This window comes from Paenibacillus senegalimassiliensis (genome assembly GCF_001486585.1).
Classification (GTDB): domain Bacteria; phylum Bacillota; class Bacilli; order Paenibacillales; family Paenibacillaceae; genus Fontibacillus; species Fontibacillus senegalimassiliensis.
Genome location: NZ_LN909044.1, coordinates 379,002 through 391,515 on the forward strand (window position 1 = coordinate 379,002; position 12,514 = coordinate 391,515).

8 protein-coding genes and 1 pseudogene are annotated in these 12,514 nt (G+C 47.5%); all 9 read right to left on the bottom strand.

The annotated features are described in order from the left end of the window. A pseudogene (locus tag BN3279_RS23960) lies at positions 1-584 on the bottom strand (hypothetical protein); the annotation flags it as partial. Between the two features lie 383 nt (positions 585-967). Beyond that, positions 968-1,390, bottom strand: coding sequence for a hypothetical protein (locus BN3279_RS07580; protein ID WP_059050031.1), 423 nt, complete (start codon positions 1,388-1,390; stop codon positions 968-970). A gap of 349 nt (positions 1,391-1,739) precedes the next feature. Then, on the bottom strand, positions 1,740-2,468 hold the full coding sequence (locus tag BN3279_RS07585; protein WP_059050032.1) for a response regulator: 729 nt from the start codon (positions 2,466-2,468) through the stop codon (positions 1,740-1,742). Continuing rightward, on the bottom strand, positions 2,461-3,633 hold the full coding sequence (locus BN3279_RS07590; protein WP_059050033.1) for a sensor histidine kinase: 1,173 nt from the start codon (positions 3,631-3,633) through the stop codon (positions 2,461-2,463). Before BN3279_RS07590 ends, BN3279_RS07585 begins: the two co-directional genes overlap by 8 nt. Positions 3,634-3,679: 46 nt before the next feature. After that, the gene (locus BN3279_RS07595) at positions 3,680-6,454 is read right to left on the bottom strand and encodes a stalk domain-containing protein (protein ID WP_187377764.1); all 2,775 of its coding nucleotides are present in this window, start codon (positions 6,452-6,454) and stop codon (positions 3,680-3,682) included. 365 nt (positions 6,455-6,819) lie between these two features. Beyond that, the gene (locus BN3279_RS07600) at positions 6,820-9,927 is read right to left on the bottom strand and encodes a SwmB domain-containing protein (protein ID WP_059050034.1); all 3,108 of its coding nucleotides are present in this window, start codon (positions 9,925-9,927) and stop codon (positions 6,820-6,822) included. A gap of 218 nt (positions 9,928-10,145) precedes the next feature. Beyond that, on the bottom strand, positions 10,146-11,348 hold the full coding sequence (gene metK / locus BN3279_RS07605) for a methionine adenosyltransferase (RefSeq protein WP_059050035.1): 1,203 nt from the start codon (positions 11,346-11,348) through the stop codon (positions 10,146-10,148). Positions 11,349-11,534: 186 nt separating this feature from the next. Beyond that, positions 11,535-11,807, bottom strand: a complete 273-nt coding sequence (locus BN3279_RS07610; RefSeq protein ID WP_059050036.1) for an alpha/beta-type small acid-soluble spore protein — start codon at positions 11,805-11,807, stop codon at positions 11,535-11,537. Positions 11,808-11,921: 114 nt separating this feature from the next. Next, complete coding sequence (locus tag BN3279_RS07615) at positions 11,922-12,449, bottom strand: hypothetical protein (protein ID WP_059050037.1); 528 nt, start codon at positions 12,447-12,449, stop codon at positions 11,922-11,924. Between the last annotated feature and the right edge of the window lie 65 nt (positions 12,450-12,514).

Sequence of the window (12,514 nt, forward strand, 5' to 3'; positions counted from 1 at the left end):
CGCATGCGCAGGCCCGAGCCGGAGCGGCGGGCTAGACGCTCCACGCCCGCCGTCAGTTCCACGCGCCCTTGCAGATGCGCGTGCTGAACCACGGAGCGCCAGGCCTCCGCTGCGCTTGGCAAGCGTTCCGCGAGTAGCTGCTGCAGCTCCGCCTCCAGCAGCGAGCGGCCTTCAAGTAAGGCCGCCAGACGCCGTACTGTCTCTTCATCATGAGTAAGTTGGTGAGTCATCATTCCCTGCACCAGCATCTCTCCCTTCGGCAATCCCCCCGTTTGCCCCCACACCCACCCCGACGACCCTTTGAGCCTTTCCCAGGCTTCTCCTGCTTGTCCCTCTCTCAAAGTCACCTCAGCAGCCCGTTCTTCCCGCAGCATCTCTTGCAAGTAGCGATCCCAATTATGCCCGTCCCAGCGCTCCATTTCCTCGTTTGGGACAAAGCGGTCCCTGGCGGCTATTGCCCATCCCAAAGGCAGTTCAGCGGCCAATAAATACATAGTAGAAGGGGTGACTCTCTCCCCACTGTTCCACCATATGCAATCCATTCGTATATCCAAGCTCACGCGTAATTCCCAGCCATGTATCATCCTAATGGCATATAGGCCTAGTTTCACTTGCAAATCCCCCTAAAATATAGCAAGTTTAAGCATATTTCAACAGTTTTGAGATAATTCCTCTTTTTGAGAAAATCCTTTTGCAACGCGGGTTCCCATGACTTTACATAATTAACTCTTACTCCCTGAACGCATAGGTTTACTCATCCTTCTTTCACCTTTTATGAGTCGTGTTATCCCGTATAAACCACCTCCTTTCGAAAAGGTCCACATCTGCCGTTCCACGCTTCTAAATGTCCCTGAACGCAAAAAAGCACACTCTCCGGCTTATCGCCATTCATGAGAGTGTGCTTCACACTTTGTACTGCGCATGCCTATGCGCCAGTCTATTCCTATGCTGTTGTTCATTGCACCATTTACACATGGACATAAGGAATTTTGCCCGCCTCTTGCGGAATACGAAGGTCAATATAAATGGGCGATCCCTCCACTGAATCTGTGGCCCGGCCCTCCATATCCTCCCTTTGTACCACAGGCAGCCCAATTACGGTCAATTCCATTTCCCCTTGCGCGTGGAATCTCCATGCAATCGCTACCGTATCATCGTCGGACCCGGCATCCAGCACCGTTACCTTAAGTGGCATACCACGCAAACGGGCATACCATGATAAAGCCCTTAAATACCATTCCATTTGCTGTCCATGATTGCTTGTCACCAAAATATAATGAAGAACCGGATTTTCCCTGGGCCCTTTCCGCAAATGCAAGCCATGAAATACATGCACGAGTGCTGCAGCCAGCCCGTAACCCAGCAGTACCCAACCCATGTAAGGAACCACAGGACTCACCTCCCTATAGCGACAATATATGCCGCCACTTAGAGGTCGGTTACTGGGCTCCTTGCGTAGCTTTCCAGAGAATCTACCAGATTAAATTTATTGATCTACTACCCAGTCGATATGTACCTAATGATCCTCTTTTAATTTATTATAACTATGAACAAAAGGTATGAGTACAAAAAGTCAGGTTTTCAGCACCAAGAAGCTTGGATGAAGCTAGGGACTGAGAAGCGGAGCGTACGTAGTGGGTACGTGAGCATCGGAAGGCCCGGCTGAATTCAAGATTCGACGCCGAATCTGCTTCGTGAATACGCTTCGTGATCAAAAGATGACTTTTTGGACTACCTCTCTATAAAGTAACCCAGCCAAATTTGATGGCATTAATAACGGCCTGTGTCCGATCATCCACGTCCATTTTTTGCAGAATGCTACTTACATGGTTCTTAACCGTCTTCTCACTGATGAACAGATGCTCACCAATCATCTTGTTACTGCGTCCTTCAGCCATCAGGCGAAGCACTTCGGCCTCACGGCGTGTCAGCGGATTGTCATCCCCCGCCACAAACTTGACGCCTGCTTCACGTATCGCGTTATCCTCGGCGATAGCTCCGGTTTCACTCAGATACTCCATACGGCGCAACTGCTGAATCAGCTTCCCGGTAACCTTAGGGTGAATAAAGGCATTGCCCTCAGCTACAGTCCGAATAGCGTTGATCAAAGACTCAGCCTCCATATCCTTTAACAGGTAACCGGTTGCCCCCTTACGAAGCGTCTCAAACACATAGCTTTCATCGTCATGAATCGACAAAATGATGACCTTCACTTCTGGCAAAGCCTCGCGAAGCTCGGCTGTTGCATCAACCCCGTTCAGTTGCGGCATGTTGATATCCATCAAGACAATTTCAGGCTGATATTGACGGCAGCCCTCCAGCACTTGCGCTCCATCCGCGCATTCGCCGACAACCTCAATATCTTCCTCCATATTCAAAATCCGTTTAAGACCCTCACGAAACAATTGGTGATCGTCAGCCAAGAGAACTCGTATTGCTCTTCTGCTGTCATTTATAACATTATCCATCCTCGTACTCCTTTCTCTTCTCTGTGTTGGTCGGGATGTGGATGACGATTTGGGTTCCCAAATTCGCTGTGGATTCAATTTCCATTCTGCCTTCCAGCAGTTCCACTCTCTCCCTCATGCCGATCAAGCCAAAATGAGTGTGTCCATTTGTTTTTTGCTCCAACTGCTCCACCTTGAAACCTAACCCGTTATCCTTTACCATAATACGCAGCATCTGCACCTGATAGGTTATTTCAACGCTCACATAAGTGGGATAAGCATGCTTAGCCGCATTGGTGAGCGCTTCCTGTACCAGACGGAAAATCGCCGCCTCCATGGAAGAGGATAGCCGATGTTCCTTACCTCTGGTCTCAAAGGTAGCCCGAATCTTTGTTTTCTCTTCATAGTCATGCACATATTTGCGCAAGGTTGGAATGAGACCTAGGTCATCCAAAGCCATTGGACGCAAATTGAAAATAACCTTACGCATCTCTTCCAGACTCGAACGTACCTGAGCCTTCAAATCTACTATTTCGTCCTGTACCATCTTAAATTCCTGCTTAGCGAGCATTCTTTCTACAATTTCCGTCCTAAGCACTAGATTGGCAAGTAGTTGTGCAGGCCCATCATGAATTTCACGAGATATCCGCTTGCGTTCCTCTTCTTGAGCCAAAATAATCTTTAGCCCGATGATTTGCCGGTTCTTCGCTGATTCCAGAATACGGGTCACCTGACCTAACTCGCCTGAGAAATATTCCAGCACAACCCCCATCTGTGTACTAATCGTCTCTGCACGTTCAGCCGATTTCTCCACATCCCGAGACCGTTTCTGGAGCTCGTCGCGACGAGCCTTCAGGTACATCTCTTTCTCCCGATAAATCAGCAAATCAAGTTGAAGCTGCGTCGCCTTCTCATAGGCTTGCTTGATATCTTCCTCATTGTACCGCACAAAATCCCGGCTGACTTCCGTCAGCCGGATGCGGGAAAGACGATAATTCACTTCAAGTTGATCTACCTTCTCTACCGTTTCTGCCGTTTCCTTCATGACATTTTGCAGTTCGTTGTTGAGAGTCTTCAGCTCATTACGCGCCGAGTCCAGTATTTCAAGGATTTGCAGCTTGCTATTTTCCATTACGTTTACAGCATTGTTAATGACGCGATCAATGGCATCGGCTTGGAAATCCACTTATCCTTCTCCGTTCTTTAGTCCATATAGTTCCAGACTAATCATATCATGATTCGAGAGTAATGGATTTGGTTTTCTGTTCCCAATTTACGCCAATCCCAAGCTGTTCAGATACCATTCGAAGCGGGACTAAAGTCCTACCATTTACAATTATTGGTGAAACCTCTGCTTTATTCGCGGCCCCATTCAGCAGGAATTCCTTCTTCCCCACGGTCAGTTCTAACGTGGTCGCTCCCCGGGTAACCGTAATTTTTTTAGCCGCACTATTCCATGCTGCATTACCACCAAAAGCATCCAATACATATTTTATCGGCACGTAGGTAGTGTTGTTCTGCAACAACGGTGCTGCTTCCAGGCTTTGCTTCTTCCCATTGACCGTCATTGTTTTCTGACCCAGCACCATCACAGCCTTGGCACTCGGGAAGCCTGTATCTCCCTCAAGGGCCGGTGCTGTGAAGCGTACATTGTCAAAAGATACGCTTCCTGTCAACGCTCGCTCATCCTGACCTTCTTCTACGTTCACGACATACAGCCGTTTGAGTTTGGCCGGGTATTTAATTGTATTTGCTGTCAAGTCGGCGGTCACGGTCTTCCAACCGCTGAAATCCATCGGACGTGCCAGATCCACGTATACCGGCTTCCCATCGGCATCGGACAACTCAGCCCGTACCCAGTTCAGACTGGCATCGCCAAGTACATCCACTGTTAATGCCGTAGCATTGTCCGGAATTGCTCGACCGCTTCCCCCGTTAAACTCTGCATAAGCAAACTTGCCACCACTTCCACCTGTCAGATCATAATCAAGCTGCAGTACCTGAGAATTGGCACGCTCGCCGCTGCCTGGCACGATCGTTGCCGATCCGGTCACTCCCACCGGAAGCCCGGTAAAGGAAATAGGGTAGGTGATATTCTCGAAGCTTTCCCAGATTGTCTCCAAGGAAGCTGCGAGTACGACCGGTGTACCGGTAAATCCGTCATAAGAAGGTGTTGCATAGGCAAACTTTGCCCCATCATTAATGGACTGGACGGTCAAGACACCATTTTGCACATTCGCCTTCATGCCACTAAAAGTCCATTTTACGGATTCAGAAGGCACTTCCACCGCAGCTCCATTTTTGATTTGCGCCGTAACGGCAACCGTCACGCTAGCTCCCGCCTCCAGTGGGGCAAAGGTGGTACCTGGCGTTAAGCTCTCCAGATCCGAGCCTCCCAGCACCTTCACATCCATACTGGTGTTAGCTTCTCCGCTGGATGCCGTAATTTTGGCGGTTCCCGCCTTCACACCTTTAAACCCACCCTCGGTCCATACTACATTGCCATTGCTGGCTTTCCATGAAGCCTGAATGCTTCCCGTATCGATCGGATTATAGTAAGTATCATAGCCCTTCAAAGAGTAAGGGACGGTTTGTCCAATAAGCAGCGCCATGGCACCACTCACCTTCAGACCCTTCAGTGCTCCTTGCGGCGCCGTACTAAATACACCCAAGCCATTAGCAACCGCACGTTGACCTGCCGAGCCATTGGAGGTAGTAAATGTTAACTGGGCATTCGTTTCAGCGAGCGGCCGCGTCACCATCGTCGTAGAGCCGCCACCATCCAGGTTTACACCCTTCCAGACGCCAATTCCTGTCATAAAGCTTTGCAATTCTTTTAATGTCATACCACTACTGCTGCCATTCTTCTCGGCGGTAATGATATAAGCTTTCTTTCCGTCCTTGGAGTAACCAACAGCCGTCCGGGCCACTGCACTTCCACCACTAATAGATGTAGTAGAACGAGTAAATGCCGAAGCCTTACCTTGATCCACCAGCAGGGTATGTCCGCCAATCATCATTTTCAGCTCGGCCGGATTAATAATTTGTCCATCGGTTTGCGAGCGCAGCTCATAACTAGTATCGACTCGCGTTCCCACCGTAAGATGTGAGGCCACATATTCCGCAGCAGCCCCATGGGCACGCAGAATATAACCGTCCGGCGGCACCGCTCCTGGGATGGCCGACTGCAAGGAAACTTGCGTGACCACGCCCCCTTGCACCATGACCTCCGTAGGCGTCGTTGAGCTGTCTGCTGGCCGCGCTTCCGCCTTCCACGCACTGGTATAAATGTACATTTTCCCGGCATGGCTATAGGCCTTCTCCGGTTCTGTCATGTAGGCTTCCTGGTTGATTCCACTAAGAGCAAAGGTAGACCCATCCTCGGCAAATACGGTACCGTTAAAGCTGAACCGATCAATCATCGGAGTTCCATCATTACGCACGACAAAGGCATACATCCCCTGTAACTGCGTTGGACTAGTCACCATGGTGCCTTGAGAAACGGCCCCTCCCATGGGAACTCCCTGTCCTTTAGTCGCAAAGAAATCCCCATTAACACCAGCCACGGCTCCATTTTCTTTCGCCATGTTTTCAACCGTTTGTCTAGTTGTGACTTGTCCCCCCTTGCCAGTCATCACATCGAGCTGAACATAGGGATTGGTTAAATCCACTTCAATTACATCGGCCAATACCTTCACCGGCTTACCTGAACGGGTGACCGTATATTCATATTTGACGAGCCTTGCTCCAGAGGTTAGAATTTCTTCCCCACGCTTCACCGTCTGACTAGCAGCTGCCTCGGCGGTTAATGCAGAACCTCCTAGCGGGCCAAGCCCAATGACAGGTTGAATCCATATTAATCCCGCCAGCGTAACCAATGCCAACTTCTTGCCATGGCTAACGACCAGCCGGGTAAATTTTGAGTTAGGACGGGCAGCTTCCGATTTGACGACAACTCTTCCAGTTTCCTCTTGTTTGACTACCATTTTAGATAACGACTCTCCCATCTGTTTAAACAAAATCTATGCCGGATACGGGATACTCCCCACCTCCGAACTAGTACTCTATTTATAGACTGTATTTACACAGAAAAGTTACGAAAAAAAGCGAGATTGTTAAAGAAATCTAGCAAAACTATCCACAATTTGCAGATTTCTTTCACTAAAAAATCTCTCTTTCTCTTATTCGATGTGGATAATGTGGATTTTGTTGATAAGTTTTGTGGATATTGTGGGTAACTATCTGCACATTCTTTTTTTAAGGATGAAACCCCTGTGGATTTTGTGAGTTTGGTGGATAACTTGTGTATAAGCATTTATCAACATAAAAAATCCCGATGCAGGGTATCCCCGCACCGGGATGATTCACAACTCTATAAATAGTTCAGCTTATCCAGGACTCGCTTGAGCATTACTGCCGCCTGCGCCCGTGTTGCATTACCTTGCGGCTGGAAGGTGTTCACCGATACCCCTTGGATAATCCCTTCCTTCACGGCTTTAGCCACCGTATCCTTGGACTGAATCTTGGCTACGTCCTTGAAGCGCGTTAATGTAGCAGCACTCGCTCCATTCATCGACATATCATACCCCGCATAATCCATTGCCCTAACCATCATTAGCGCCATCTGCTCGCGCGTAATATAACTATTCGGTTTGAACGTTCCGTCAGAGTTGCCGTTAATAATCCCGGCCTTTGCCGCAGCCCCGATATAGGCCCCCATCACGCCCGCAGACACATCAGGGAAGCGACGCACACCTTCTTCATCTCCTACAAGTCCAAGACCTTTGACAATAAACTCGGCAAATTCCGCACGGGTTATATTTTCATTAGGCTGGAATTTGCTATTATCCGAAGAACGTGCTGAAATAATCAAGCGATTTGACAGCTCTGCAATATCATTTTTGGCCCAATGCTTGGAAACGTCCGAAAAATAGCTGTATCCCTCGGCTGGGCCCACGATGAAGTTGCCATTCAGCACTCCTGTCAGCACTGCTCCGCTTCCACTGCCAGATTTGCTAGAAGGAATGTAGGTAATTGCCCCCGTCGCTCTATCATAGGCACTTAGGAAGACCGTCCCATAGCCTGATTGAAGCATTGGCGTCTTGAAGTACAGCTTACCTGTCATGTCCAAATCCAGTGAGTTGCTAGCCATCAAGCCGTTGTAAGCTGATACCTGCACCTCCACAGGATCTACGAGCGGAGTGATATTAGTCGTAGGAGCGTAAGGAGTGGATAACTCCATTCTGGAAACAGGCTCCAATTGAATTCTCACAAAGGCGCTAATCAGATTAGTATTATCAAAATGACGTGAAATGCTGTTGTATGGAATTTTTTCCAATGGTAGTTCATACATCACATCTTTATATTTCAGTGCAATGGTACCTGTTCTTCCCATACTATAATAATCAATGAGCGCACCAATCGGCACAACTAGCTCAGCAGCCTTCTCTGTAGCAGGCACTTCAAATATCAGCTTTTGGGATGTTGCCTTGCTGCTATCCAGGAATTGTAATGCATCTCTTAGCTTAGTATTATCCAGCACATAGCGCTTGATTGCTTGTCCACGTCTGGACTGGCTGGAAGAAGTTGTGGCAGCTTTCATATTGAGCAAATACCCGCCACTACCTAGTTCACCCGCCGCCACGGTATTCAAGTAATCCAGTTGCGTTGCCCCGGAACCACCACCGGTCAAATTTTGTACAGGCATATTGCTGAAGCTCTTTAACATGTTTCCTTGGCCATCATATAGTGGATTGGTTCCCGTGTAATACGTTAATACAACTGTCTGCCCAGCCGTAACGGGAGAGGTCAACTTAAGCAGCACGGTATCTCCACTGACTTCACCAGCCTGAACCCCCCGGCTAACCTGATTGACTAGCACTGAGAACTGACCTGTTGGCAAATTGGACACGGTTCGTAAAGATTTATTGTACACAATGGATAAAATATCACCGTTTACCGCAGCCGACTGAACTCCATCCGCTACAGCTCCATACCCAACCGCCTTCAAGTTGATATATCCGGCCAGATTCCCGTTTAAATCGGCAATTCCATCCACCCCAGATACATAAGACAAAGTCACATTCTGATCCTTGTTGAAAGATGAGGCCAGGGTAAGTGTAACTTGATCGGACTCCACCTCTACCTTGGTAACATAGACCGGAGAGTTGTTGACCAGCACCGAAAAATAACTCTTCGGCGGCGTAATCGAGGTTCTTAGCGCCTCATTATATTTCATCGTAATCTTATTTTCAGAACCTTCTACCCCCACTAGCTCCGGAGGCTTAGTATCGTTATAATTTCGCACCAGAAAATCACTAAATGCTGAAATATCCAAATCTCGGCTATTTTTGAGCGGATAAGAGCCTGGAGTATACGATACTTTAACTACCTGTCCATTCGTTACGGCACTGGATAAATAAAGGGTAACCGTTGAACCACTTTGGCTCAGACGATCTATCGACTTCACTGAACCGTCGGCGGTAACCGTAAATTGCTGGTAAGCGTAGGTCGATACCGACTTTAAGCTTTCATTGAAAGACAACGTCAGCGTACTCCCGGAGATATGACCATCTCTTGGCTTCGGCATGACTGAATCTACGCCGTTCGTTACGTCTTTAGCAGAGAAGGCAGCAGCCAGGTTACCCGAACGATCCTGAATGGCTCTGTAGCTATCACTACCGCTATAGCTAATACGGACATTCTGCCCGATAGCTACCCCTACTTCTAGAACAACATAAACACTGCTACCAGATACATATGCATTACTTATAGAACGAGAGTCCCCGTTCACCGTCACTGTAAAATAAGAAGTCCGCGGGTCGTCTGAATTAAGCCGTTCATTATAATTGAGACGGATCGTCCTATTATTGTACATTTCTACACCCTCCAGTAGGGGGGCCGTCGTATCATTTATTGTTCCGGCCGTTGTAAAAGTCCAACTAATGCCGTTATTATAAAATACTTGAGTACCCGTGCTACGTTTAAGAGTAATTGCTCCTCGATCAATCACCACCGTGTACTTATCTCCTGCATGCCAATCCGAATCCCCGGTGTCTGGAGAGATGACCAATGTATTACTACTTCGATGAACACTAAAATCTACTGAATCGTTGCCACTATCTCGAAGACGGATTCCACTTTTATCCACATCAGCAGTAATTGTATAATTAGCATCAAAAGCGATTTCTAAATCTGTATTGAGACTAACGTTGGTGCTTCCCGCGCTGGGATACAAATTTTTGTAATTTAAATATGTGTCCTGCGTGGCCGAGACTGAAACTGCTGCCATCTGTCTCTTCGCAATCTGACTATCACTCTCCAAACTACGGAACAACACCTGGTTCGCTTCTTCACCAGTATACTGTCCTATTACATTTCCTTGAGCTACTGTGCTGGAGGCCGCAGCCAACGATGCAGGCTGGACCAACATACAAAAGATCAATAACATAGCAAGTATGGTGAATACTTTCCTTTTCATTTTCCTTGTTCCCCTCTCTAGCAAAATAATCTATGTAGACAGTCTCTAAACCGACACACACCTATATCTATTAACGGCAAATTGAGTCTATAAGTTTAGACAGCATTCAAACGTTCAGAACCGATATCAAACTGGGTAAGGAACAATTTTGCCAAAAAAACGGACCTTCTTCCGTTTAGGAAAAAGGCCCGTTTGTTCTTTAAACTAGCGTTGGTTGATTAAAGACCCGCTTGCTGCTTCAAAGCATCTGCCTTGTCCACTCTTTCCCAAGGCAAGTCGAGGTCTGTACGTCCGAAGTGTCCATAAGCCGCCGTCTGGCGATAGATGGGGCGACGAAGATCCAGCATGCGAATAATGCCTGCAGGACGGAGATCAAAGTTGTCACGAACAAGCTCAACTAGCTTGGCCTCAGGCACCTTCCCTGTCCCATAAGTATCCACATTAATGGACACGGGGTTAGCAACTCCGATGGCATAAGCAAGCTGAATTTCCACTTTATCTGCCAAGCCCGCAGCTACCAGGTTCTTAGCTACATAACGAGCTGCATATGCCGCAGAACGGTCCACCTTAGTCGGATCCTTCCCGGAGAAGGCTCCCCCACCATGACGAGCATACCCACCATAAGTATCTACTATAATTTTCCGGCCAGTAAGTCCGGCATCCCCTTGAGGCCCCCCAATAACAAACCGACCTGTAGGGTTAATAAAGTATTTGGTTTCCTCATCGAGCAGTTCAGCAGGAACCACTGGAAGAATGACCTGTTCTTTAATATCCCGTTGGATTTGCTCCAACGTAATATCTTCCGCATGTTGGGTAGATACTACAATCGTATCCACACGTTTTGGCTTACCGTCCAAGTATTCAATCGTTACCTGTGTTTTTCCATCAGGGCGCAGGTAAGTCAGTGAACCATCCTTGCGAACCTCAGCAAGGCGACGAGCAATACGATGCGACAAAGCAATCGGCAAAGGCATATACTCAGGGGTTTCATTGGTCGCAAAACCAAACATCAAGCCTTGGTCACCGGCACCAATATTGGCTGTTTCTTTATCCATTTGTTCCGGGTCGCGATTTTCCAGAGCTGCATTAACGCCTTGAGCTATATCTGCAGACTGCTCGTTCAACGAGGTAAGCACTGCACAGGTATCGGAATCAAAGCCGTATTTGGCGCGAGTATATCCAATTTCCTTAACCGTCTTCCGTACAATAGCCGGAATATCTACATATTCCGATTTGGTGCTGATCTCACCAATGACTAGCACAAGACCTGTAGCAACCGATACTTCGCACGCTACTCTGGCATAAGGATCATTTTCCAGAAAGGCATCAAGTACTGCATCTGAAATCTGATCACAAATTTTATCAGGATGTCCTTCGGTAACAGACTCAGAAGTAAATAAGTGTCTTCCTTGTATAGACATAAATGGAACCTCCTCCCCAGCGTATGGAGATAATATTTTATGTAAGGATCGCAGTAATGCGGTTGATAATCAAAAAATGAACCTTTTCCACATTGGAAAAGGTTTGATCGACAATCCTCAAATGAAATATTATCGCATTTGACAGGTCGTGTCAAAATAAATTCATGTTTTTTTGTCGGAATTATGTTATAAAGAAAAATCCCGCTCCGCATGGGCAACCAATCGTTTGGTGATTTCTCCACCAATTGATCCGTTTTCACAAGACGTTAAATGTCCCCAGCCACCGCGGTGTATATGTCCGCCACTACTCGTAGCGCCTAATTCGCCAGCGAATTCTGTATCTGCTACGCCTTCCGCTCCATAACCTACGGGTAACCCGAATTCGGCGGCAATTTCATATTTCCATTGCTGTAGCACATGACGGCTTTCCGGTACAATTTTACGATTATTTCTTGCCATGATTGTAGACACCTCCTAAGAAAATAATATCTTCAGGAGTATTATGTGTTAACGGCTCTAATTTACACGGATCAATGGTTGTTACTTATGCAAGATCATGGAATTTATATGCTATTACTGAACTTTATATCCGCCACGTACCATCACAATTAAGTTATGGGTGTCTCCGTCCACAACTTGAATACCCCGTCCTTCACGAGGGAAAGATAACAAATGATTATTCACTACTGTTCCACCATTGGCAATATCCTTACCATCCGTAAGATCAGCAACACCATTTGAATCTGCGCTATAGATTACAGCTTTGCCGGAACGAACGATGAATTCAGCTCCTGCGGAAGCAATAAGAATCTTCCCAGGCTTCACCTCAACAATGCTAATCGCTTCTTCACTAGAGCTGCCGCCTGAGTTGCCTGAACTACCAGGGCTTGTCACCGGAGTCTCCTTGGATGGTTCAGATGAGCCCCCGCCCCCCAAAGCCTGACGAATAGCCTGGTCCACATAGCTCTTCGTCACAACAGGGTCGTTAGCGGTTCCTGGCGTGGCCTCTGCTCCCTCTGCTTGCATATTCAATAAAGATCCCGCCCATACACTACCGCCAATCAGAACTACCGCAGCCGTAACTTTCCAAACTGACTTCATTATGCTCCTCCTCTATGAATCTGCTACTGTCTATGATAGAGGTTTTAATAGAGTGAAACAAGCCC